The organism is Paracoccus binzhouensis, assembly GCF_016446475.1.
Taxonomy (GTDB): Bacteria; Pseudomonadota; Alphaproteobacteria; order Rhodobacterales; family Rhodobacteraceae; genus Paracoccus; species Paracoccus binzhouensis.
The window spans coordinates 1-23,164 of record NZ_JAEHFP010000072.1; the positions used below are offsets into that span (position 1 = coordinate 1).

The window sequence follows — 23,164 nt, forward strand, 5'->3', positions numbered from 1 at the left end:
CGCCCCCCGGGGCGGCCTTTGGCTTTTCACGGGCGCGGGGGCAGAGGGCGCGCACATGGGGAGGCAGGGGGCGGCCAGCGGGGCGGAGGCCGCGAAGCTGCCGGCCGGGATCCCGAACGCCCCGGATCCCTTGCGCGCCGGTCGCGGCCGAACGGGCAATCCACCGCGTTCCGACCGGACCGCGATCTGGCCGGAACGGGCCTTCCGGCGCATCCTCGGCCGGATCGCCGCGCGCGGGGCCATGTCCAGCGCGGCCTCCCCCTCGCCCCCGCGCGGCGCCGAGTTGTCCGCTCCGTCGCAATCCGCTAATCTCTTCGGCCTTCCCGCCCTGGTCTGATTCCCAGACACAGATGCAGCAGAGGATTCGCATGGCGAAATACATCCATTCCATGATCCGGGTGCTGGACGAGGCGCGCTCGGTCGCCTTCTACGGGCGGGTTTTCGGCCTGCAGGTCGTCGAGCGGCTGGATTTCCCGGATTTCACCCTGGTCTACCTGGCCAATGGCGAAAGCCCGACCGAGCTGGAGCTGACCATCAACAAGGGTCGCACCGAACCCTATGACCTGGGCGATGGCTACGGCCATGTCGCCTTTTCCGTCGACGACCTGGACGGGCTGCACGCCCGGCTGCAGGCCGAGGGTTTCGCGCCGCGCCAGTTGGTGGATTTCGCCCCCGGCGGCACGGTGATCGCGCGTTTCTTCTTCATTGCCGACCCGGACGGATACCAGATCGAGGTGCTGCAGCGCGCCGGCCGCTACCTCTGACTCGCCGCGACCGGCGCCGGAAGGGCAGGGCCGGCCGGGAAACTGACATGATCTGTCAGCAGGGATCGCCGATCATCGCCGGGAAAGGAGACGGAAGATGATCGACCACATCGGAATCCCTGTTTCGGACCTGCCCCGCGCGCGCGCCTTCTACGACCGGGCGCTGGCACCCCTGGGCATCGACCTGCTGATGGAGGTAACCGAGGCGATGACCGGCGGCCACGGCGCGCATCTGGGCTATGGCCGCGAGGGCAAGCCGTTCTTCTGGATCGGCAGCGGCAGGCCGGCCGGGCCGGGCACCCATGTCGCCTTCGCCGCGCCGGACCGGGCGACCGTGGACGCCTTCCATGCCGCGGCGCTGGCGGCGGGCGGGCGCAACAACGGCGCGCCGGGGCCGCGGCCGGAATACCATCCCGGCTATTACGGCGCCTTCGTCCTCGACCCCGACGGCAACAATATCGAGGCCGTTCACCACGGAGACCAGCCATGACCACCTATCACGGTTCCTGCTTCTGCGGCGCCGTCCGCTTCGAGGCCGAGGGCGACCTGTCGCAGGGCACCATGCGCTGCAACTGCAGCTTCTGCCGCAAGATGCGCTATTGGGAGATGCGCCTGCCCGACCCCGGGCGGTTCCGCATCACCCATGGCGCCGGGATGCTGGCCGAAACCCCGCGCCGGCAGCAGGACGGCGTCGATATGCACCACATGTTCTGCGCCCGCTGTGGCACGCGCCTCTGGACCGAGGGCGACATCGAGGAGATGGGCGGCCGCTTCGTCCAGGTCTGCGTCAGCGCGCTCGACGACGTGCCCGAGGCCGAGCTGATCGCCGCCCCGGTCTTCCATGCCGACGGCGCCCATGACGCCTGGTGGAACCCGGCGCCCGAAACCCGGCATCTGTAAGCCCGGCCGCGATGCCGGCAAGCTCCGAATGCACCTTTTCCGTTTTCCAAATACCCCGGGGGAGCCCCGCAGGGGCGGGGGCGGAGCCCCCCGGCCCCGCGCGTCCAGGCCCGACCGCAACCCCGGTTGCCTCGGAGGCGAAATCCGGCTATGGTGCCCGCCGCAGCAGAGGAGAACGGTGTCATGGACAACTCGCAAATCTGACCTTTCACGGACGGATTGAAGAGGATTCCCATGACTGCCCACTTCCTCGATGCGGCTTCGCCCCATCCCATGCGCTTTCCCGACGGCACCCTGAACCGGGGGCTGGTGCATCTGAACCGGGTGATCGACCATCCGAATATCGAGATCGGCGATTTCACCTATGCCAGCAGCTTCGACCCGCCCGGCGACTGGGCGGCGCGGCTGGCGCCCTATACCTATGCCGGCGCGCCCGAGCGGCTGGTAATCGGGCGGTTCTGCCAGATCGCCGACCGGGTGCGGATCGTCACGGCTTCGGCCAATCATCCGATGGCCGGGATCTCGACCTATCCCTTCGCGATCTTCGACCATGCGCGGGTGGGCGACTATATCGACCAGATCAGCGGGTTGCCGGATACGGTGATCGGCCATGACGTCTGGATCGGCGACGGCGCCACCATCCTGCCGGGCGCGCGGATCGGCAGCGGCGTCATCATCGGCGCCGGCGCGGTGGTGGGCGGCATGGTGCCGGATTACGCCGTGGTCGCGGGCAATCCCGGCCGTGTCATGAGGATGCGGTTCGACGATGCCACCATCGCTCGGCTCATGGCGTTGCAATGGTGGCACTGGCCGCCCAAGCGGGTCGCCCGCGCCACCGCCGCGCTGGCCCGTGCCGATGTCGCGGCGCTTGAGGAACTGGCCGCCTGAGGCGGCCCGACGAAACGAACCGGGCGACGGCCCGGGCTGATGCGAATGAGGTCCGACATGTTCAGCTGGTTCGAGCGCCGGCTTGATCCCTATCCCGCCGATCCGCCGCGGATGCCGCCGCAGGGGCTATGGCGGTTCATCCTGCATTTCTCGCGCGGGGCCGAGGGCTACATGCTGTCCATGGCCGCCTGCTCGGCCATGATCGCCGTGGCGGAGGTGGTGCTGTTCGGCTATCTGGGCGAGCTGGTGAACCGGCTGGCCGGCGCCGATCGCGCCAATTTCTGGGCGGTCGAGGGCAACCGGCTGATCCTGATGGGCGCGATCCTGGTGATCGGCCTGCCGCTGCTGCAGGTGCTGTTCTCGCTTCTGATGCACCAGACGCTGATGGGCAATTTCCCGCAGCGCATCCGCTGGCAGGCGCATCGCTACCTGCTGCGCCAGTCGATGAGCTATTTCCAGGACGAGTTCGCCGGCCGCATCGCCACCAAGCTGATGCAGACCGCGCTGGCGGTGCGCGAAGTGGCGATGAAGTTCATGGACGTGCTGGTCTATGTCGGAGTCTATTTCATCGGCGCGCTGGTGCTGGCGGCCTCGACCGACGGCTGGCTGGCGCTGCCCTTTGCCGGCTGGGGCATCCTCTACGGGCTTCTGCTGTGGTGGCTGATCCCGCGCATCGGCCGCATCAGCGAGGCGCAGGCCGATGCCCGCGCGGTGATGACCGGCCGGGTGGTGGACAGCTATACCAATATCTCGACGGTGAAGCTGTTCTCGCATTCCTCGCGCGAGGAAGCCTATGTTCGCGAAAGCATGGACGGGTTCCTGCAAACCGTGCACGGGCAGATGCGGCTGGCCTCGATCCAGAACATCCTGCTGTCCACGCTGAACTCGTTCCTGACCTTCTCGGTCACGGTGCTGGGCCTGTGGCTCTGGGTCGGCGGCAAGATCGACGTCGGCGCGGTCGCCGTGGCGATCCCGCTGGCGCTGCGGCTGGGCAATATGTCGCATTGGATCATGTGGGAATTCGCCGGCCTCTTCGAGAACATCGGCACGGTGCGCGACGGCATCGGCTCGCTGTCCTTGCCGCGCATGGTGACGGATGCGCGCGGCGCCCGGCCGCTTTCGGTGCCCGAGGGCCGGGTCGAATTCGACCGCGTCACCTTCCGCTATGGCGAGGCGGCGCGGCCCGGCCGCGGTGCGGTGCTGGACGACCTGAGCCTGGCCATCGCGCCGGGTGAGCGGATCGGGCTGGTCGGCCGCTCGGGCGCGGGGAAGTCGACGCTGGTGAACCTGATGCTGCGCTTCCACGACCTGGAATCGGGCCGCATCCTGATCGACGGCCAGGACATCGCTCAGGTCACGCAGGAGAGCCTGCGCGCCGCCATCGGCGTGGTGACGCAGGACACGTCGCTGCTGCACCGCTCGATCCGCGACAACATCGCCTATGGCCGGCCGGATGCGTCGGAAGCCGAGATCCTGCGCGCCGCCGAACTGGCCGAGGCGGATTTCATCGCCGGCCTGACCGATTCGCAGGGCCGGCAGGGGCTGGATGCCCATGTCGGCGAGCGCGGCGTGAAGCTGTCGGGCGGCCAGCGCCAGCGTATCGCCATCGCCCGGGTGCTGCTGAAGGACGCGCCGATCCTGGTGCTGGACGAGGCGACGAGCGCCTTGGACAGCGAGGTCGAGGCTGCGATCCAGGGCCAGCTCGACATGCTGATGCAGGGCAAGACGGTGATCGCCATTGCGCACCGGCTGTCCACCATCGCCCGCATGGACCGGCTGGTGGTGATGGAGCGGGGCCGCATCGTCGAGCAGGGCACGCATGAGGCGCTGCTGGCGCGCGGCGGCATCTATGCCGGGCTCTGGGCGCGGCAGTCGGGCGGTTTTCTCGAGGCGGAATGATTCCCTCTTGAACCGAGCCCGCCTCTGCCGTAATCAGCAGCGCGGCCTAGGGGTATAGCTCAGTTGGTAGAGCATCGGTCTCCAAAACCGAGGGTCGGGGGTTCGAGTCCCTCTGCCCCTGCCAGCCGCATCCCCGGCCGCCGCTTTCCCGCCCGATGCCCGCGCCCTGATCAGAAGCTTTCATGGCCCTGACCCTTCATCTGGGGGCGCACAAGACCGCCTCGACGCATCTGCAGGTCTCGCTGCGCCTGGTGCAGCGCGAATTGCGCGCGGGCGGGATCTTCTATGCCGGTCCGGGCGTGCTGCGCCATGACGGCCTGCCGCTGGTCCGGGCGCTGACGCATGGCGGCCGGGCGGCGCGGGTCGTTTCCGAAAGGCTGGCCGAGGCCCGGGCCTGCTATCCCGAGATCCTGCTTTCCGACGAAAACATCCTGGGCGGCACCCATCGCAGCCGCCTGTTCAGCCGCCGGGGCATGATCTATCCTGGCGTGCGGGCGCGGCTGCGGCGCTGCCTGTCGCTGACCGGAGGCGGGCCGGCGGTGCTGTGCCTGGCGGTGCGCGATCCGGCGCAGTTCAGCGTCTCGGCCTTCGCGCTGCAGCTTGCGCTTGGCAACGAGATCGAGATCGACGCCTATCTGCAGGGCCGCGACCCCGCCGCCCTGAGCTGGAGCGGGCTGGCGCAGCGCTTGACCTCGGTCCCCGGCGTGGCGCGGCTGCTGGTCTGGCGCTACGAGGATTATCCCGCGCTGCGGCCGCGCCTGCTGGCGCGGATCCTGCCGCCGGGGCTGGCGGCGCTTGTGCCCGAGCTGCCGCCCTCGAACGAGAGCCTGACCCAGCCGGGTTACGAATGGTTCCTGCGCCGCGCGATGGCCGACAGCGAGGCCGACCTGCGGGTGCTGGCCAACCGCGCGCGGCTGCGCTTTCGCCGTGCCGACGGCCATGCCCCCCTGCGGCTGCTGCCGGATGCGGCTTACCGGCGCTCGGCCATGGCCTATGCCGAGGATCTGCGGCAGTTGCGCGCGCTGCCGGGGGTCGAGTTTCTGGAACCCTGACGCCCCCGTGGCCAGATCCGCGCTTGAAATGCCGGCCTGCGCAGGCTATCTGACCCGCTGCAAGACCGAAGGGAATCCCATGGCCAACCCCGTCCAGTTCATCAGCCAGGTCCGCGCCGAAATCGGCAAGGTCAGCTGGCCCACCCGCCGCGAGGTGGTGACCACGACCATCATGGTCTTCATCATGGCGACGCTGGCCTCGATCTTCTTCTTCCTAGTCGACCTGGCGATCAAGACCGGGTTGTCGGGCGTCATTCACTTCGTCGGAAGCTGAGGGCTTGCATTGGGGGGCCGGGGGCGGTATGTCCGCCCGACCTGCCCGTGACGCGGCGTGCATCGATTCGGTCGTGCGCGCCGATTTCAATTTGGCCGGAGGCTGCGCGGAAATGCCCGCGAACCGGCCTGGGTGGTTAAGGAATTCAAGGGGTTGGCCTGCCAGCCCGAAGGAAACAGGGGTCGATCGAGACATGGCAAAGCGTTGGTATTCGGTCAGCGTCCTGTCGAACTTTGAAAAGAAGGTCGCCGAGGCGATTCGCCAGGCCGTGGCCGAGAAGGGCCTCGAGGACCAGATCGACGAGGTGCTGGTCCCGACCGAGGAAGTGATCGAGATCCGCCGCGGCAAGAAGGTCACGTCCGAGCGCCGCTTCATGCCCGGCTATGTGCTGGTGCGCATGGAGCTGTCGGACAAGACCTATCACCTGGTGAACTCGATCAACCGCGTCACCGGTTTCCTGGGCGCCCAGGGCAAGCCGATGCCGATGCGCGACGACGAGGTGAACGCGATCCTGCATCGCACCGGCGAGGGCGGGGCCGAGGTGGCGCCGCGCAACCTGATCCGGTTCGACGTCGGCGAAAAGGTGAACGTGACCGACGGGCCCTTCGAGGGCTTCTCGGGCATGGTCGAGGAAGTGGACGAGGCCGCGAACCGCATCAAGGTCACTGTGTCCATCTTTGGCCGCCCGACGCCGGTGGAGCTGGAATTCACGCAGGTCGCCAAGACCGCGTGATCGTTCGCGGGAGGCTGCGTCCCTCGGGGCAAGGCCGCACCGCTAAGTCGGCCCCGTTCCGGGGCGTGATGATAAGGAGAGGGCCAGATGGCCAAGAAAGTTGTCGGCAGCCTCAAGCTGCAAATCAAGGCGGGTCAGGCGAACCCGTCCCCGCCCGTCGGCCCGGCCCTGGGTCAGCGCGGCATCAACATCATGGAATTCTGCAAGGCGTTCAACGCCAAGACGCAGGAGATGGAACAGGGTGCCCCGGTTCCGGTCGTGATCACCTATTACGCCGACAAGTCCTTCACCTTCGAGACCAAGACGCCGCCCGCGTCCTTCCTGCTGAAGAAGGCTGCCGGCCTGAAGCCGGTCGGCAAGCGCAACCGCGCCAAGGGTTCGGAAAAGCCCGGTCGCCAGGTCGCCGGCACCGTGACCGCCAAGCAGGTCCGCGAGATCGCTGAAGCCAAGATGAAGGACCTGTCCGCGAACGACGTGGAAGCCGCGATGCAGATCATCCTCGGCTCGGCGCGTTCGATCGGCATCGAGGTGAAAGGCTAAGCCATGGCTAAACTGTCGAAAAAGCAAGCCGCCGCCCGTGCAGCCTTTGCCGGCAAGGCGAACCTCTCGGTCGAGGACGCCATCAAGCTGGTCAAGGACAATGCCAGCGCGAAATTCGACGAGACCGTCGAGATCGCGATGAACCTGGGCGTCGATCCGCGCCACGCCGACCAGATGGTCCGCGGCGTCGTGACCCTGCCCAACGGCACCGGCAAGCATGTGCGCGTCGCCGTCTTCGCCCGTGGCCCGAAAGCTGACGAGGCCAAGGCCGCCGGCGCCGAGATCGTCGGTGCGGAAGACCTGCTGGAGACCATCCAGTCGGGCAAGATCGAATTCGATCGCTGCATCGCCACCCCGGACATGATGCCGCTGGTCGGCCGCCTGGGCAAGATCCTGGGCCCGCGCAACCTGATGCCGAACCCCAAGGTCGGCACGGTGACCATGGACGTGAAGGCTGCCGTCGAAGCCGCCAAGGGCGGTGAAGTCCAGTTCAAGGCCGAGAAGGCGGGCGTGGTCCACGCCGGCGTCGGCAAGGCCTCGTTCGACGCCGCCAAGCTGGCCGAGAACATCCGCGCCTTTGTCGATGCGGTGAACCGCGCGAAGCCCTCGGGCGCCAAGGGCACCTATCTGAAGAAGGTCTCGATCAGCTCGACCATGGGTCCGGGCGTGTCGCTGGACCTGGCTTCGGCCGCTTCGCAGTAAGCGGCAAGAATTCCGCCGGCGTCCTTTCAACGGGGGCCGGCGGATGGCGGGGCAGCGATGCCCCGTCCTGTCCGAGACGGAGGGTGCCGACCCGATACGCTATCTGGCCGGCTTAATCATCCTTCCTGAGATGGGATCAAGACCATTTTCCGAAGGTTTCTTCGGGGGATCTTGGCACCGTCACGGACCCATCCGGTCGCTGTTCGGGCGGCTGGAAAGTGAGAGCCGGGGGGAAACCCCCAACTTGGAGTGAAACCGTGGATAGAGCGCAAAAAGAAGCGGTGGTCGAGGAACTCGGCCAGATCTTTGAAGCCTCTGGCGTCGTGGTGGTTGCCCGCTACGAGGGGATGACGGTTGCCGAAATGCAGGACCTGCGCGCGCAGATGCGCGAAGCTGGCGGGTCCGTCCGCGTTGCCAAGAACAGGCTCGCCAAGATCGCCCTGGATGGAAAGCCTTGCGCCAGCATCGCCGACTATCTGACGGGCATGACCGTGCTCGCCTTTTCCGACGACCCCGTGGCTGCTGCCAAGGTCGCGGACAAATACGCCAAGGGGAACGACAAGTTCGTGATCCTGGGCGGTGCGATGGGCGACACGGCGCTCGACCCGGCCGGTGTGAAAGCCGTGGCCCAGATGCCGTCGCGCGAGGAGCTTATCGCTTCGATCGTGGCCTGCATCGGTGCCCCTGCTGCGAACATCGCGGGCGCGATCGGCGCACCTGCTTCCAACATCGCGGGCATCCTCTCGACTCTGGAAGAGCGCGAGGCCGCCTGAGGCAATCCCCGTCCCGTCGTGGGGTTGAAACCCCGACGTTGGAACACTTAATGGAAAGAACGGAAAAATGGCTGACCTGAAAAAACTCGCCGAAGAAATCGTGGGCCTGACCCTGCTGGAAGCCCAGGAACTGAAGACCATCCTGAAAGACGAATACGGCATCGAGCCGGCCGCCGGTGGCGCCGTCATGGTTGCCGGCCCGGCCGCTGGCCCGGCTGAAGCCGCCGAAGAGAAGACCGAATTCGACGTCGTCCTGGTCGACGCCGGCGCCAACAAGATCAACGTGATCAAGGAAGTGCGCGGCATCACCGGCCTGGGCCTGAAAGAAGCCAAGGACCTGGTCGAAGCCGGCGGCAAGGTCAAGGAAGGCGCTTCGAAAGCCGACGCCGAAGAAATGAAGAAGAAGCTCGAAGCGGCTGGCGCCAAGGTCGAGCTGAAGTAATCGGGCCTGCACCTGATGGTGCGTGCCGATTGATTTCGGAAGAAAATGGCAGGGTCCGGGGGTTCTCCCGGTCCCTGCCGAACCTGTCTTGAAGGACGGTTTTCGGCCGCAGGCCATGACCAGACCTTCCTTCAGGGCATGTTCGGGGTTCGGGAGCCGCGCGGTGGGACGCGCGGCACGAATGGAACCCCGCCCCTCATTCGCCGCCTTGCGCCGGTCGGGCCCCGACGGCCGCCGCAAGCGAAAGACGAAAGGTAAGACCCTCTATGGCGCAAGCTTATGTCGGCCAGAAACGCATCCGGCGTTACTATGGCAATATCCGCGAAGTTCTGGAGATGCCGAACCTGATCGAGGTTCAGAAATCCTCCTATGACCTGTTCCTGCGGTCGGGCGAGGCCGAGGGCCACCAGGACGGCGAAGGCATCCAGGGCGTCTTCCAGTCGGTGTTCCCGATCAAGGACTTCAACGAGACCGCGACGCTGGAATTCGTGAAATACGAGCTTGAGAAGCCGAAATACGACGTGGACGAGTGCCAGAGCCGCGACATGACCTATGCCGCGCCGCTGAAGGTCACCCTGCGCCTGATCGTGTTCGATGTCGACGAGAACACCGGCGCCAAGTCGGTCAAGGACATCAAGGAGCAGGACGTCTACATGGGCGACATGCCCCTGATGACGCAGAACGGCACCTTCATCGTGAACGGCACCGAGCGCGTGGTGGTCAGCCAGATGCACCGCTCGCCCGGCGTGTTCTTCGACCATGACCGCGGCAAGACCCACAGCTCGGGCAAGCTGCTGTTCGCCTGCCGCATCATTCCCTATCGTGGCTCGTGGCTCGACTTCGAATTCGACGCCAAGGACCTGGTCTTCGCGCGCATCGACCGCCGCCGCAAGCTGCCGGTGACGACGCTGCTCTATGCGCTTGGCATGGACCAGGAGGGCATCATGGATGCCTTCTACGACACCGTGGACTACAAGCTGCAGCGTGCCGTCAAGGGCAAGGAATCCGGCTGGATCACCCGGTTCTTCCCCGAGCGCGTGCGCGGCACCCGTCCCAGCTACGACCTGGTGAATGCCGAGACCGGCGAGATCATCACCAAGGCCGGCGACAAGGTGACGCCGCGCCTGGTCAAGCAGCTGGCCGAGCATGGCGACATCAACCTGCTGCTGCCCTTCGACAAGATCATCGGCCGCTTCGTCGCGAAAGACATCATCAACGAGCAGACCGGCCTGATCTATGCCGAGGCCGGCGACGAGATCACCGTCGAATACGACCGCGACGGCGAGATCTCGGGCGGCCTGCTCAAGGTGCTGCTGGACAATGGCATCGAGGACATCCCGGTCCTGGACATCGACCATGTGAATGTCGGTCCCTATATCCGCAACACCATGGCGGCCGACAAGAACATGAGCCGCGACGGCGCGCTGATGGACATCTACCGCGTCATGCGTCCGGGCGAGCCGCCGACCGTCGAGGCCGCCTCGGCGCTGTTCGACAGCCTGTTCTTCGATAGCGAGCGCTACGACCTCTCGGCCGTGGGCCGGGTCAAGATGAACATGCGGCTTGACCTGGATGCGCCGGACACCCAGCGCACCCTGCGCAAGGAAGACATCATCGCCTGTATCCGCGGGTTGGTGGAACTGCGCGACGGCAAGGGCGAGATCGACGACATCGACCACCTCGGCAACCGCCGGGTGCGCTCGGTCGGCGAGCTGATGGAGAACCAGTATCGCATCGGCCTGCTGCGCATGGAGCGGGCGATCCGCGAGCGCATGTCCGGCGTCGAGATCGACACCGTCATGCCGCAGGACCTGATCAACGCCAAGCCGGCGGCGGCGGCGGTGCGCGAGTTCTTCGGTTCCTCGCAGCTGTCGCAGTTCATGGACCAGACCAACCCGCTGTCCGAGGTGACGCACAAGCGTCGCCTGTCGGCGCTTGGCCCGGGCGGCCTGACCCGCGAGCGCGCCGGCTTCGAGGTGCGCGACGTGCACCCGACCCACTACGGCCGCATGTGCCCGATCGAGACGCCGGAAGGTCAGAACATCGGCCTGATCAACTCGCTGGCCACCTTTGCCCGCGTGAACAAATACGGCTTCATCGAGACCCCCTATCGCAAGGTGGTTGAGGGCAAGGTCACCGACGAGGTGGTCTACATGTCCGCGACCGAGGAGATGCGCCACACCATCGCCCAGGCGAACGCGACGCTGGACGCCGAGGGCCGTTTCGTGGACGAGCTGGTCTCGACCCGGCAGGCCGGCGACTTCATGCTGAACCCGGTCGAGGCGGTGGACCTGATCGACGTGTCGCCGAAACAGCTGGTTTCGGTCGCGGCGGCGCTGATCCCCTTCCTGGAAAACGACGACGCCAACCGCGCGCTGATGGGCTCGAACATGCAGCGCCAGGCGGTTCCGCTGCTGCGGGCCGAGGCGCCTTTCGTCGGCACCGGCATGGAGGCGACCGTGGCGCGCGATTCCGGTGCCGCGATCATGGCGCGCCGGGGCGGCATCATCGACCAGGTCGATGCGCAGCGGATCGTTATCCGCGCCACCGAGGACCTGGGCGCGGGCGACGCCGGCGTGGACATCTATCGTCTGCGCAAGTTCAAGCGTTCCAACCAGTCCTCGACCATCAACCAGCGGCCGCTGGTCAAGGTGGGCGACAAGGTGGTCAAGGGCCAGGTCGTGGCCGATGGTCCCTCGACCGATCAGGGCGAACTGGCGATCGGCCGCAACGTGGTCGTGGCCTTCATGCCCTGGAACGGCTACAACTATGAGGACTCGATCCTGATTTCCGAGCGGATCCACCGCGACGACGTGTTCACCTCGATCCATATCGACGAATACGAAGTGGCGGCCCGCGACACCAAGCTGGGGCCGGAAGAGATCACCCGCGACATTCCGAACGTCGGCGAGGAGGCGCTGCGCAATCTCGACGAGGCTGGCATCGTCTATATCGGCGCCGAGGTCGGTCCGGGCGACATCCTGGTCGGCAAGATCACCCCGAAAGGGGAATCGCCGATGACGCCGGAGGAGAAGCTGCTGCGCGCCATCTTCGGCGAAAAGGCCAGCGACGTGCGCGACACCTCGCTGCGCCTGCCGCCGGGCGCCTATGGCACCGTGGTCGAGGTCCGGGTCTTCAACCGCCACGGCGTCGACAAGGACGAGCGGGCACTGCAGATCGAGCGCGAGGAAGTCGAGCGCCTGGCGCGGGACCGCGACGACGAGCTGGCGATCCTGGAGCGCAACATCTATGCGCGCCTCAAGTCGCTGATCATGGGCAAGGAAGTCGTCAAGGGGCCGAAGGGCATCCGCGCCGGCGCCGTGGTCGATGACGATCTGCTGGGTCAGCTGTCGCGCGGCCAGTGGTGGCAGCTCGCCGTCGCCGACGAGGACACCGCCAAGGAAGTCGAGGCGCTGAACCAGCAGTTCGACAGCCTGAAGCGCGCGCTGGACAACCGTTTCGACGACAAGGTCGAGAAGGTGCGCCAGGGCGACGACCTGCCTCCGGGCGTGATGAAGATGGTCAAGGTCTTCGTCGCCGTGAAGCGCAAGCTGCAGGCGGGCGACAAGATGGCCGGCCGTCACGGCAACAAGGGCGTGGTGTCCAAGGTGGTTCCCATCGAAGACATGCCCTTCCTGGCCGATGGCACCCCGGTCGACCTGGTGCTGAACCCGCTGGGCGTGCCCTCGCGGATGAACGTGGGCCAGATCCTCGAGACCCATATGGGCTGGGCCTCGCGCGGCCTCGGCATCAAGATCGACGAGGCGCTGGAGGAGTATCGCCGCAAGGGCGACATGGGCCCGGTGCGCGAGGCGATGAAGAACGGCTATGGCAACGAATTCTATGCCGAGACCTTCGAGGGCATGAATGACGAGTCCTTGCTGGAGCATGCCGATGCCGTGCGCGCCGGTGTTCCGATCGCCACGCCGGTCTTCGACGGCGCGAAAGAGGCGGATGTGAACGACGCGCTGCGCCGCGCCGGCTTCGACACCTCGGGCCAGTCCATCGTCTTCGACGGCCGCACCGGCGAGCAGTTCGCCCGCCCGGTCACCGTGGGGATGAAGTACGTCCTGAAGCTGCACCACCTTGTCGACGACAAGATGCACGCGCGTTCGACCGGGCCCTACAGCCTGGTGACCCAGCAGCCGCTGGGCGGCAAGGCGCAGTTCGGCGGTCAGCGTCTGGGTGAGATGGAGGTCTGGGCGCTGGAAGCCTATGGCGCCGCCTATACCCTGCAGGAGATGCTGACGGTCAAGTCGGACGACGTGGCCGGCCGCACCAAGGTCTATGAGAGCATCGTCAAGGGCGAGGACAATTTCGAGGCCGGCGTGCCGGAATCGTTCAACGTTCTGGTCAAGGAGGTCCGGGGTCTGGGCCTCAACATGGAACTCCTGGATGCGGAGGACGAGGAGTGAGGGGGTGCCCCCTCAACTCCCCCACCGCGCCCCTCATTAGGATTTGAAAATGAACCAGGAACTTGCCACCAATCCCCTGAACCCGCTGGCTGCGCCGCGGCAGTTCGACGAAATCAAGATCTCGCTGGCCTCGCCCGAGGAAATCCTCGCCTGGTCCTATGGCGAGGTGAAGAAACCCGAAACCATCAACTACCGCACGTTCAAGCCCGAGCGTGACGGGTTGTTCTGCGCGCGTATCTTTGGCCCGATCAAGGATTACGAATGCCTCTGCGGCAAATACAAGCGCATGAAATATCGCGGCCTGGTCTGCGAGAAATGCGGCGTCGAGGTGACGCTGCAGAAGGTCCGGCGCGAGCGCATGGGCCATATCGAGCTGGCCGCGCCGGTCGCGCATATCTGGTTCCTGAAGTCGCTGCCCTCGCGCATCGGCCTGATGCTGGACATGACGCTGCGCGATCTTGAGCGCATCCTGTATTTCGAGAACTACGTCGTCATCGAGCCGGGTCTGACGGATCTTTCCTATGGCCAGCTGCTGACCGAGGAGGAATTCCTCGACGCGCAGGACCAGTATGGCGCCGACGCCTTCACCGCCAATATCGGCGCCGAGGCGATCCGCGAGATGCTGTCGAACATCGACCTGGTCGCCACCGCCGAGCAGCTCCGCGAGGAGCTGAAGGAAGCGACCGGCGAGCTGAAGCCGAAGAAGATCATCAAGCGGCTGAAGATCGTTGAATCCTTCCTCGAGTCGGGCAACCGGCCCGAGTGGATGGTGCTGACGGTCATTCCGGTCATTCCGCCGGAACTGCGCCCGCTGGTGCCGCTGGATGGCGGCCGCTTCGCGACCTCGGACCTGAACGACCTCTATCGTCGCGTCATCAACCGGAACAACCGCCTGAAGCGGCTGATCGAGCTGCGCGCGCCCGACATCATCGTCCGCAACGAAAAGCGGATGCTGCAGGAATCGGTCGATGCGCTGTTCGACAACGGCCGCCGCGGCCGCGTCATCACCGGCAACAACAAGCGTCCGCTGAAATCGCTCTCGGACATGCTGAAGGGCAAGCAGGGCCGCTTCCGCCAGAACCTTCTGGGGAAACGAGTCGACTTCTCGGGCCGTTCGGTGATCGTGACCGGGCCGGAACTGAAGCTGCACCAGTGCGGGCTGCCGAAGAAGATGGCGCTCGAACTGTTCAAGCCGTTCATCTATTCGCGGCTTGAAGCGAAGGGGCTGTCCAGCACCGTCAAGCAGGCCAAGAAGCTGGTCGAGAAGGAACGCCCCGAGGTCTGGGACATCCTGGACGAGGTGATCCGCGAGCATCCGGTGCTGCTGAACCGCGCGCCGACGCTGCACCGCCTGGGCATCCAGGCGTTCGAGCCGATCCTGATCGAGGGCAAGGCGATCCAGCTGCACCCGCTGGTCTGTTCCGCCTTCAACGCCGACTTCGACGGCGACCAGATGGCCGTGCACGTCCCGCTGTCGCTGGAAGCGCAGCTGGAAGCGCGCGTCCTGATGATGTCGACGAACAACGTGCTGTCGCCCGCCAACGGCGCGCCGATCATCGTGCCGTCGCAGGACATGGTCCTGGGCCTCTACTACACGACCATGGAACGCGAGGGCATGAAGGGCGAGGGCATGGCCTTCGCCAACCTGGAAGAGGTCGAGCATGCCCTGGCCTCGGGTTCCGTGCACCTGCACGCCCGCATCACCGCCCGCCTGCCGCAGATCGACGAGAACGGCAACGAGGTCATCAAGCGCTTCGAGACCACGCCGGGCCGGATCCGGCTGGGCGCGCTCTTGCCCAAGAACGCCAAGGCGCCCTTCGAGCTGGTCAACCGCCTGCTGCGCAAGAAGGACATCCAGAACGTCATCGACACCGTTTACCGTTACTGCGGCCAGAAGGAATCGGTGATCTTCTGCGACCAGATCATGGGCCTGGGCTTCCGCGAGGCCTTCCGCGCCGGCATCTCCTTCGGCAAGGACGACATGGTCGTGCCGCCGACGAAATGGGACCTGGTCGAGGAAACCCAGGACCAGGTGAAGCAGTTCGAGCAGCAGTATCTGGACGGCCTGATCACCCAGGGCGAGAAATACAACAAGGTCGTCGATGCCTGGTCGAAATGCAACGACCGCGTCACCGACGCCATGATGAAGACCATCTCGGCCACCAAGAAGGACGAGAACGGCGCCGAACTGGAGCCGAACTCGGTCTACATGATGGCGCATTCGGGCGCCCGGGGCTCGGTCAGCCAGATGAAGCAGCTGGGCGGCATGCGCGGCCTGATGGCCAAGCCGAACGGCGAGATCATCGAGACGCCGATCATCTCGAACTTCAAGGAAGGTCTGACCGTTCTTGAATACTTCAACTCGACCCACGGCGCCCGGAAGGGTCTGTCCGACACCGCGCTCAAGACGGCGAACTCGGGCTACCTGACCCGCCGCCTGGTGGACGTGGCGCAGGATTGCATCATCCGCGAGCATGATTGCGGCACCGACCGGGCGATCACCGCCTCGGCGGCGGTCAACGACGGCGAGGTGGTCAGCCCGCTTTCCGAGCGCGTGCTGGGCCGCGTCGCCGCCGAGGACGTGCTGGTGCCGGGCGAGGACGTGGTCATCGTCCGCAAGAACGAGCTGATCGACGAGCGCAAGGCCGACGAGATCGAGGCGGCGGGCGTGCAGAACGTGCGCATCCGCTCGGCCCTGACCTGCGAATCGGACGACGGCGTCTGCGCGCTCTGCTATGGCCGCGACCTGGCGCGCGGCACGCTGGTCAATATCGGCGAGGCGGTCGGCATCATCGCCGCCCAGTCCATCGGCGAGCCGGGCACCCAGCTGACGATGCGGACCTTCCACATCGGCGGCATCGCCCAGGGCGGCCAGCAGTCCTTCATCGCCGCGGCGCAGGAGGGCACGGTGGCTTTCGAGAACGAAAGCACGCTGGAAAACGCCAATGGCGAGCTGATCGTGATGAGTCGCAACATGCAGCTGCACATCAAGTCGGCTGCGGGCGAGACCCTGGCCAGCCACAAGCTGTTCTACGGCAGCAAGCTGTTCGTGCGCGAAGGCGATGCCGTGGCGCGCGGCCAGAAGATGTTCGAATGGGATCCCTATACCCTGCCGATCATCGCCGAGAAGGCGGGCGTGGCGAAATATGTCGACCTGGTCTCGGGGATCTCGGTCCGCGACGAGACCGACGACGCCACCGGCATGACGCAGAAGATCGTCACGGACTGGCGCTCGGCCCCGAAAGGCAACGAGCTGAAGCCCGAGATCATCATCGTCGATCAGGATGGCGAGCCGGTGCGCAACGAGCAGGGCAACCCGGTCACCTATCCGATGTCTGTCGACGCCATCCTGTCGGTCGAGGACGGGCAGGAGATCAAGGCCGGCGACGTGGTGGCGCGGATCCCGCGCGAGGGCGCCAAGACCAAGGACATCACCGGGGGTCTGCCCCGCGTGGCGGAACTGTTCGAGGCCCGTCGTCCCAAGGACCACGCCATCATCGCCGAGATCGACGGCTATGTGCGCTTCGGCAAGGACTACAAGAACAAGCGCCGCATCGCCATCGAGCCTGCCGACGACACGCTGGCTCCGGTCGAGTACATGGTGCCGAAGGGCAAGCACATCCCGGTGCAGGAAGGCGACTTCGTGCAGAAGGGCGACTACATCATGGACGGCAACCCGGCGCCGCATGACATCCTGCGCATCATGGGGATCGAGGCCCTGGCCGATTACCTGATCGACGAGGTGCAGGACGTCTACCGGCTGCAGGGCGTGAAGATCAACGACAAGCATATCGAGGTGATCGTGCGGCAGATGCTGCAGAAGATCGAGATCCTCGACAGCGGCGACACCACGCTGCTGAAGGGCGAGCATGTCGACCGCGACGAGTTCGAGGAGGAAAACGCCAAGATCGAAGCCAAGGGTGGCCGTCCGGCCGTGGGCGAGCCGGTGCTGCTGGGCATCACCAAGGCGTCGCTGCAGACCCGCAGCTTCATCTCGGCCGCTTCCTTCCAGGAGACGACCCGCGTGCTGACCGAGGCCGCCGTGCAGGGCAAGCGCGACAAGCTGGTCGGGCTCAAGGAGAACGTCATCGTCGGCCGGCTGATCCCGGCCGGCACCGGCGGCGCCACCGCCCGCGTGCGCCGCATCGCCGCCGAGCGCGACAACGCGGTGATCGAGGCGCGCCGCGCCGAGGCCGAGGCCGCCGCGGCGCTGATCGCGCCCGAGGACAGCCCGGCCGAGGTCGGCGGCGAGGAGTGATCGCGCCCTGAAAACGAACCGAAAGGCCCGGCATCGCGCCGGGCCTTTTGCTTGGCGCCTTCTCGGCCGCAGGTCGCCATTGCGCAAAGCATTGGCAGGGGATAACGATGAGGGGCCAAGGGGCGGTCGGGGCGTTTTGCGAGGGTGGTTTGATGCGCGCGGCAGTCAATCAGAAGATCCGCATCAACCTCCTGCGGCTGTCGGGCCTGGCGCTGCTGCCGGCCATCCTGGCGGTCCACCCGGTGCTCGGCCTCGAGGGGTTCGGACACGAGGCCATCGAATCCCTGGGCATCCTGCTGCTGCTGACGGGGGTGCTCGGACGGTTCTGGTCGATCCTCTATGTCGGAGGCGCCAAGAACCGGCAGGTGATGCAGGACGGGCCCTATTCAATGACCCGCAACCCGCTGTATTTCTTCTCGACCGTGGCGGCGACGGGGATCGGGCTGATGTTCGGCGCGGTCAGCCTGGCGCTGCTGGTCGGTGGCACGGTCGGGCTGATCCTGTGGATCACCGCGCGGCGCGAGGCCGGCTTCCTGTCGCAGCGCTTCGGCGCGGAATATGATGCCTATGCGGCGCGCACGCCGTTCTTCCTGCCCGATCCGCGGCTGTTCCGCACCGGGCGGACGGCGCGGTTCGACACGGCCACGCTGCGCCGCAACCTGTTCGACGCCCTGGTCTTCCTGAGCTTCATCCCGATCGTCGAACTGGTGGACCAGGTGAAGCTGAGCCTCGGCTGGTCGCTGCTGGCGCTCTGGTAACCCGTTCCCATCCGCCAAGCCGCAAGGCCCCGCCATGCTGACCCCCGACCTGCCCTCTGCCAGCGCGCCGGACACCGGCCTGCGCCCGCCCGTCCCGGATCCGCGGCAGGGCTCGGCAGACAACCTGCGCGGTGCGGGGCTGATGATGCTCAGCATGGCGGCCTTCATCTGCAACGACACGCTGATGAAGGCGGTCACGCAAAGCCTGCCGCTTTACGAATCCGTCGCCATCCGCGGCGGCATGGTGCTGGCGCTGATGCTGCTGGTGGCGCGGCGGCGGGGCGGGGTCAGGCTGCGGGTGCCGCGCGCCGATCTTTGGCCGCTGGTGTTGCGCACGGCGGCCGATATCGCCTCGACCGTGCTCTATCTGGTGGCGCTGCGGCAGATGGCGCTGGCCGATATCTCGGCGATCATGCAGGCGCTGCCGCTGGCGGTGACGCTGGCCGCGGCGCTGGTCTTCGGCGAAAGGCTGGGCTGGCGGCGGCTGCTGGCCATCGGCATCGGCTTCCTGGGCGTGCTGCTGATCCTGCGGCCGGGCACCGGGGCCTTCGACCGCTGGTCGGCGGTGGCGCTGGTCTCGATGCTGCTGATCGTGCTGCGCGACATCGCGACGCGGCGCTGCTCGGCCCGGCTCGCCTCGTCCGGCATCGCCTTCTACGCGGCGCTGGCGGTGATGCTGACCGGCTTCGTGCTGGGCACGGGAGAGAGCTGGCGCGTCCCGACCGCGGCCGAGTTCGCGCTGCTGCTGGCGGCGGCGCTGTTCCTGACCGTCGGCTACATCACCGCCGTCGCTACCATGCGGGTGGGCGAGATCTCCTTCGTGGCGCCCTTCCGCTACAGCTCCTTGGTCTGGGCGGTGCTGCTGGGGCTGGCGGTGTTCGGCGACTGGCCCGACCCCTGGACCTGGGCCGGCTCGCTGCTGGTGGTGGGGGCGGGGATCTACACGATCCTGCGCGAAGGGCGATTGCGGGGACGAAGCTGATGCGGGTGCAGATGCTGGGCCTGTGTCGCTTTTCCTGTCCGCGACGCGCGGCGCGGTTTCGCGCGGATGCAGCCGCTCTGGCGTCGGCACGGCCGGCTGTGTCCTGCGATTGCGCGCGGGGTGGTGATGCGGGCCGGGCGGCATCCGCTTCGAGATGCGGATCATCCACGATGCCAGCGCGGCGCTGACCATCTATCTGCCCCCCGGGTGCCGGGCGTTGCGTGCTGCATTTCCCGCATTTCAAGGTGAACCTGTCCATGCCGGGCGTGACCTTCGCCGGCAAGCCGAGGTATGTCCGCATGCTGCACGACGACAACGACTCGGGCGCGGTGGGCGCGGGTCCGGGCGCGGGCTGAGCCGGGCGGGGGCGGCTGTTGACTCGCCTGTGGAATCCCCATATACGCCGCACACCCGTCAGGAATCTGATCGGGGCCCAGAACCTCTGTGGTCATGATCCGGGCCGGATATAGCCCCGATCCTCTGGAAATCAACCCGTCCTCCCCCTTGCGGGGACAGGATGGGTTCTGGCGTTTCACGATGGGCGTGATTCGCCGTCGAGAAGTGGCGCAGCAGGTCTGCTGCGAGTATTGACGAAAGCAAGACGGGGAACCGAATGCCGACGATCCAACAGCTGATCCGCAAACCGCGGCAGCCCAAGGTGCAGCGCTCGAAGTCGCAGCACCTGCAATCCTGCCCGCAGAAGCGGGGCGTATGCACGCGCGTCTATACCACGACGCCGAAGAAGCCGAACTCGGCCATGCGTAAGGTGGCCAAGGTCCGCCTGACCAATGGCTTCGAGGTGATCTCCTACATTCCGGGCGAAAAGCACAACCTGCAGGAACACAGCGTCGTGCTGATCCGCGGCGGCCGGGTGAAAGACCTTCCGGGGGTCCGCTATCACATCCTGCGCGGTGTTCTGGATACCCAGGGCGTCAAAGACCGTCGCCAGCGTCGTTCGAAATACGGCGCGAAGCGTCCGAAGTAAGGAGATAGGCACATGTCCCGTCGTCACGCCGCTGAGAAGCGCGAAGTCCTGCCCGACGCCAAATATGGCGATCGCGTGCTGACCAAATTCATGAACAACCTGATGATCGACGGCAAGAAATCGGTTGCCGAGCGCATCGTCTACAACGCGCTGGACCGCGTCCAGGGCAAGCTGAAGCGCGAGCCGATCGAAGTCTTCCACGAAGCCCTCGACAACGTGAAGCCCTCGGTCGAAGTGCGTTCGCGCCGCGTCGGCGGCGCCACCTACCAGGTTCCGGTCGAGGTGCGTCCGTCGCGCCGCGAGGCCCTGGCCATCCGCTGGCTGATCGACGCGTCGAAAAAGCGCAACGAGCACACCATGGAAGAGCGCCTCGCGGGCGAGCTGGCCGACGCGGTGAACGGCCGCGGCACCGCCGTCAAGAAGCGTGAGGACACGCACAAGATGGCCGACGCCAACAAGGCGTTCAGCCACTACCGCTGGTAACCGGAAGGAAGGCCCTTTATGGCACGCGAATATCCGCTGGAGCGCTACCGGAACTTCGGGATCATGGCCCATATCGATGCGGGCAAGACCACGACGACCGAGCGCATCCTGTTCTACACCGGCAAGTCGCACAAGATCGGCGAAGTCCATGACGGCGCCGCGACGATGGACTGGATGGAACAGGAAGCCGAGCGCGGCATCACCATCACCTCGGCGGCGACCACCACCTTCTGGCAGCGCCACGAGGACACGGACTACGCGCAGGATCCCGAGCAGCGTTGCCGGTTCAACATCATCGACACCCCCGGCCACGTCGACTTCACCATCGAGGTCGAGCGTTCGCTGGCGGTGCTGGACGGCGCGATCTGCCTGCTGGACGCCAATGCCGGCGTCGAGCCGCAGACCGAGACCGTCTGGCGCCAGGCCGACCGCTACAAGGTTCCGCGCATCGTCTTCGTCAACAAGATGGACAAGATCGGCGCCGATTTCTTCAAATGCGTCGCCATGATCAAGGACCGCACCGGCGGCACCCCCTGCCCGATCGCCCTGCCGATCGGCGCCGAGGACAAGCTGGAAGGGATCGTCGATCTGATCAAGATGGAAGAATGGGTCTGGAAGGGCGAGGATCTGGGCGCCTCCTGGGTCCGCCAGCCGATCCGTGACGAGCTCCAGGACCTGGCCGAGGAATGGCGCGGCAAGATGATCGAGCTTGCCGTCGAACAGGACGACGACGCCATGGAAGCCTATCTCGAGGGCAACGAGCCCGACGAGGCGACCCTGCGCAAGCTGATCCGCAAGGGCACGCTGTCGCTGTCCTTCTTCCCGGTCACCGCCGGTTCGGCCTTCAAGAACAAGGGCGTGCAGCCGCTGCTGAACGCCGTCGTCGACTTCCTGCCGGCCCCGACCGACGTGCCGGCCTATATGGGCTTCGCGCCGGGCGACGAGACCGAGACCCGCAACATCGAGCGTTCGGCCTCGGACGACCAGCCCTTCTCGGCTCTGGCGTTCAAGATCATGAACGACCCCTTCGTCGGCTCGCTGACCTTCACGCGGATCTATTCCGGTCAGCTCCGCAAGGGCGACCAGATGCTGAACTCGACCAAGGGCAAGCGCGAACGCGTCGGCCGCATGATGATCATGCACGCCATCAACCGCGAGGAGATCGACGAGGCTTTCGCCGGCGACATCATCGCGCTGGCCGGCCTGAAGGAAACCACGACGGGCGACACGCTCTGCGATCCGGCCAAGCCGGTGGTCCTGGAAACCATGACCTTCCCCGAGCCGGTGATCGAGATCGCCGTCGAGCCGAAGTCCAAGGCCGACCAGGAGAAGATGGGCCTGGCCCTGCAGCGCCTGGCCGCCGAGGACCCGTCCTTCCGCGTCGAGACCGACCTGGAATCGGGCCAGACCATCATGAAGGGCATGGGCGAGCTTCACCTCGACATCCTCGTGGACCGCATGAAGCGCGAGTTCAAGGTCGAGGCGAATATCGGCGCCCCGCAGGTGGCCTATCGCGAGACCATCTCGACCGAGGCCGAGATCGACTACACGCACAAGAAGCAGACCGGCGGCACCGGCCAGTTCGCGCGCGTCAAGCTGGTCATCACCCCGACCGAGCCGGGCGAGGGCTACTCGTTCGAATCGAAGATCGTCGGCGGTGCGGTGCCCAAGGAATATATTCCGGGCGTCGAGAAGGGCATCAAGTCCGTCATGGACTCGGGTCCGCTGGCCGGCTTCCCGGTGATCGACTTCAAGGTGGCGCTGATCGACGGTGCCTTCCACGACGTCGACTCCTCGGTCCTGGCCTTCGAGATTGCGGCGCGTGCCGCCATGCGCGAAGGTCTGAAGAAGGCGGGCGCCAAGCTGCTCGAGCCGATCATGCGCGTCGAAGTGGTCACGCCGGAGGAATATACCGGCTCGATCATCGGCGACCTGACCAGCCGTCGCGGCATGGTCCGCGGCCAGGACTCGCGCGGCAATGCGAACGTCATCGACGCCTTCGTGCCGCTGGCCAACATGTTCGGCTACATCAACAACCTGCGCTCGATGTCCTCGGGCCGCGCGGTGTTCACGATGCAGTTCGACCATTACGAGGCCGTGCCGCAGAACATCTCGGACGAGATCCAGAAGAAATACGCGTAATCCCGGCGGTGCGTGGGCGACCGCGCACCCTACCAACCCCGTAGGGTGCGTGCCTGCACGCACCGTCAACATAAGGAGCCATGCCCATGGCAAAGGCAAAGTTTGAACGGACGAAACCGCACGTCAACATCGGGACGATTGGTCACGTTGACCACGGCAAGACGACGCTGACGG

22 protein-coding genes and 1 tRNA gene are annotated in these 23,164 nt (G+C 66.2%); all 23 read left to right on the plus strand.

Translation table 11 applies throughout. The features are described from left to right. On the plus strand, nt 1-337 hold a 337-nt coding region (locus tag I9P22_RS24615), incomplete at its 5' end, for a hypothetical protein (RefSeq protein ID WP_233253429.1). Between the two features lie 31 nt (nt 338-368). Next, nucleotides 369-764, plus strand: coding sequence for a VOC family protein (locus I9P22_RS15735; protein ID WP_199260464.1), 396 nt, complete (start codon nt 369-371; stop codon nt 762-764). A gap of 97 nt (nt 765-861) precedes the next feature. Beyond that, nucleotides 862-1,254, plus strand: coding sequence for a VOC family protein (locus I9P22_RS15740; protein WP_199260465.1), 393 nt, complete (start codon nt 862-864; stop codon nt 1,252-1,254). Further along, a complete protein-coding gene (locus I9P22_RS15745) occupies nt 1,251-1,664 on the plus strand; it encodes a GFA family protein (RefSeq protein ID WP_199260466.1) in 414 nt (137 codons plus the stop codon). The genes I9P22_RS15740 and I9P22_RS15745 overlap by 4 nt, the downstream gene beginning before the upstream one ends. Nucleotides 1,665-1,898: 234 nt before the next feature. After that, nucleotides 1,899-2,552 (plus strand): CatB-related O-acetyltransferase, encoded by a 654-nt coding sequence (locus tag I9P22_RS15750; protein WP_199260467.1) that lies wholly within the window; start codon nt 1,899-1,901, stop codon nt 2,550-2,552. A 57-nt stretch (nt 2,553-2,609) separates the two neighbouring features. Then, nucleotides 2,610-4,451: an ABC transporter ATP-binding protein gene (locus I9P22_RS15755; protein ID WP_199260468.1), complete on the plus strand. Its 1,842-nt coding sequence runs from the start codon at nt 2,610-2,612 to the stop codon at nt 4,449-4,451. A 48-nt stretch (nt 4,452-4,499) separates the two neighbouring features. Next, nucleotides 4,500-4,575: transfer RNA gene (locus I9P22_RS15760), tRNA-Trp, on the plus strand. 58 nt (nt 4,576-4,633) lie between these two features. Continuing rightward, nucleotides 4,634-5,503 (plus strand): hypothetical protein, encoded by an 870-nt coding sequence (locus I9P22_RS15765; RefSeq protein WP_199260469.1) that lies wholly within the window; start codon nt 4,634-4,636, stop codon nt 5,501-5,503. Between the two features lie 79 nt (nt 5,504-5,582). Continuing rightward, on the plus strand, nt 5,583-5,777 hold the full coding sequence (gene secE, locus I9P22_RS15770) for a preprotein translocase subunit SecE (RefSeq protein ID WP_199260470.1): 195 nt from the start codon (nt 5,583-5,585) through the stop codon (nt 5,775-5,777). A 193-nt stretch (nt 5,778-5,970) separates the two neighbouring features. Beyond that, complete coding sequence (gene nusG / locus I9P22_RS15775; RefSeq protein WP_199260471.1) at nt 5,971-6,510, plus strand: transcription termination/antitermination protein NusG; 540 nt, start codon at nt 5,971-5,973, stop codon at nt 6,508-6,510. 87 nt (nt 6,511-6,597) lie between these two features. Next, nucleotides 6,598-7,050: a 50S ribosomal protein L11 gene (rplK, locus tag I9P22_RS15780; protein WP_028714485.1), complete on the plus strand. Its 453-nt coding sequence runs from the start codon at nt 6,598-6,600 to the stop codon at nt 7,048-7,050. A 3-nt stretch (nt 7,051-7,053) separates the two neighbouring features. Then, nucleotides 7,054-7,752 carry a 50S ribosomal protein L1 gene (gene rplA, locus I9P22_RS15785; RefSeq protein ID WP_199260472.1) on the plus strand — a complete coding sequence of 233 codons (699 nt, stop codon included), beginning with the start codon at nt 7,054-7,056 and terminating at the stop codon, nt 7,750-7,752. Between the two features lie 257 nt (nt 7,753-8,009). Continuing rightward, nucleotides 8,010-8,525: a 50S ribosomal protein L10 gene (gene rplJ, locus I9P22_RS15790; RefSeq protein WP_199260473.1), complete on the plus strand. Its 516-nt coding sequence runs from the start codon at nt 8,010-8,012 to the stop codon at nt 8,523-8,525. A gap of 67 nt (nt 8,526-8,592) precedes the next feature. Beyond that, the gene (rplL, locus tag I9P22_RS15795) at nt 8,593-8,967 is read left to right on the plus strand and encodes a 50S ribosomal protein L7/L12 (RefSeq protein ID WP_017999544.1); all 375 of its coding nucleotides are present in this window, start codon (nt 8,593-8,595) and stop codon (nt 8,965-8,967) included. A 266-nt stretch (nt 8,968-9,233) separates the two neighbouring features. Beyond that, nucleotides 9,234-13,382: a DNA-directed RNA polymerase subunit beta gene (gene rpoB, locus I9P22_RS15800; protein ID WP_199260474.1), complete on the plus strand. Its 4,149-nt coding sequence runs from the start codon at nt 9,234-9,236 to the stop codon at nt 13,380-13,382. A gap of 49 nt (nt 13,383-13,431) precedes the next feature. Next, nucleotides 13,432-17,640 (plus strand): DNA-directed RNA polymerase subunit beta', encoded by a 4,209-nt coding sequence (gene rpoC / locus I9P22_RS15805; protein ID WP_199260475.1) that lies wholly within the window; start codon nt 13,432-13,434, stop codon nt 17,638-17,640. Nucleotides 17,641-17,792: 152 nt separating this feature from the next. Then, a complete protein-coding gene (locus I9P22_RS15810; protein ID WP_199260476.1) occupies nt 17,793-18,398 on the plus strand; it encodes a methyltransferase family protein in 606 nt (201 codons plus the stop codon). A gap of 34 nt (nt 18,399-18,432) precedes the next feature. After that, nucleotides 18,433-19,380 (plus strand): DMT family transporter, encoded by a 948-nt coding sequence (locus tag I9P22_RS15815; protein ID WP_199260477.1) that lies wholly within the window; start codon nt 18,433-18,435, stop codon nt 19,378-19,380. A 221-nt stretch (nt 19,381-19,601) separates the two neighbouring features. Continuing rightward, complete coding sequence (locus tag I9P22_RS15820; RefSeq protein ID WP_199260478.1) at nt 19,602-19,736, plus strand: glycosyltransferase; 135 nt, start codon at nt 19,602-19,604, stop codon at nt 19,734-19,736. Between the two features lie 257 nt (nt 19,737-19,993). Further along, a complete protein-coding gene (rpsL, locus tag I9P22_RS15825) occupies nt 19,994-20,365 on the plus strand; it encodes a 30S ribosomal protein S12 (protein WP_010399029.1) in 372 nt (123 codons plus the stop codon). A gap of 12 nt (nt 20,366-20,377) precedes the next feature. After that, nucleotides 20,378-20,848 (plus strand): 30S ribosomal protein S7, encoded by a 471-nt coding sequence (gene rpsG, locus I9P22_RS15830; protein WP_011747098.1) that lies wholly within the window; start codon nt 20,378-20,380, stop codon nt 20,846-20,848. Between the two features lie 18 nt (nt 20,849-20,866). After that, nucleotides 20,867-22,990 (plus strand): elongation factor G, encoded by a 2,124-nt coding sequence (fusA, locus tag I9P22_RS15835; protein ID WP_199260479.1) that lies wholly within the window; start codon nt 20,867-20,869, stop codon nt 22,988-22,990. Between the two features lie 86 nt (nt 22,991-23,076). Then, nucleotides 23,077-23,164, plus strand: an 88-nt coding sequence (locus tag I9P22_RS15840; protein ID WP_199260480.1) for a GTP-binding protein, incomplete at its 3' end; no start/stop codon positions are given.

Bases quoted from the DNA above. Each gene is read 5' to 3' on its own strand.
- I9P22_RS15755 (WP_199260468.1), top strand. From the start codon at position 2,610: ATGTTCAGCTGGTTCGAGCGCCGGCTTGATCCCTATCCCGCCGATCCG.
- I9P22_RS15750 (WP_199260467.1), top strand. From the start codon at position 1,899: ATGACTGCCCACTTCCTCGATGCGGCTTCGCCCCATCCCATGCGCTTT.
- I9P22_RS15740 (WP_199260465.1), top strand. From the start codon at position 862: ATGATCGACCACATCGGAATCCCTGTTTCGGACCTGCCCCGCGCGCGC.
- I9P22_RS15735 (WP_199260464.1), top strand. From the start codon at position 369: ATGGCGAAATACATCCATTCCATGATCCGGGTGCTGGACGAGGCGCGC.
- I9P22_RS15745 (WP_199260466.1), top strand. From the start codon at position 1,251: ATGACCACCTATCACGGTTCCTGCTTCTGCGGCGCCGTCCGCTTCGAG.
- I9P22_RS15815 (WP_199260477.1), top strand. From the start codon at position 18,433: ATGCTGACCCCCGACCTGCCCTCTGCCAGCGCGCCGGACACCGGCCTG.
- nusG (WP_199260471.1), top strand. From the start codon at position 5,971: ATGGCAAAGCGTTGGTATTCGGTCAGCGTCCTGTCGAACTTTGAAAAG.
- rpsG (WP_011747098.1), top strand. From the start codon at position 20,378: ATGTCCCGTCGTCACGCCGCTGAGAAGCGCGAAGTCCTGCCCGACGCC.
- rplK (WP_028714485.1), top strand. From the start codon at position 6,598: ATGGCCAAGAAAGTTGTCGGCAGCCTCAAGCTGCAAATCAAGGCGGGT.
- rplL (WP_017999544.1), top strand. From the start codon at position 8,593: ATGGCTGACCTGAAAAAACTCGCCGAAGAAATCGTGGGCCTGACCCTG.
- secE (WP_199260470.1), top strand. From the start codon at position 5,583: ATGGCCAACCCCGTCCAGTTCATCAGCCAGGTCCGCGCCGAAATCGGC.
- fusA (WP_199260479.1), top strand. From the start codon at position 20,867: ATGGCACGCGAATATCCGCTGGAGCGCTACCGGAACTTCGGGATCATG.
- rpsL (WP_010399029.1), top strand. From the start codon at position 19,994: ATGCCGACGATCCAACAGCTGATCCGCAAACCGCGGCAGCCCAAGGTG.
- I9P22_RS15810 (WP_199260476.1), top strand. From the start codon at position 17,793: ATGCGCGCGGCAGTCAATCAGAAGATCCGCATCAACCTCCTGCGGCTG.
- rpoB (WP_199260474.1), top strand. From the start codon at position 9,234: ATGGCGCAAGCTTATGTCGGCCAGAAACGCATCCGGCGTTACTATGGC.
- I9P22_RS15765 (WP_199260469.1), top strand. From the start codon at position 4,634: ATGGCCCTGACCCTTCATCTGGGGGCGCACAAGACCGCCTCGACGCAT.
- rpoC (WP_199260475.1), top strand. From the start codon at position 13,432: ATGAACCAGGAACTTGCCACCAATCCCCTGAACCCGCTGGCTGCGCCG.
- rplA (WP_199260472.1), top strand. From the start codon at position 7,054: ATGGCTAAACTGTCGAAAAAGCAAGCCGCCGCCCGTGCAGCCTTTGCC.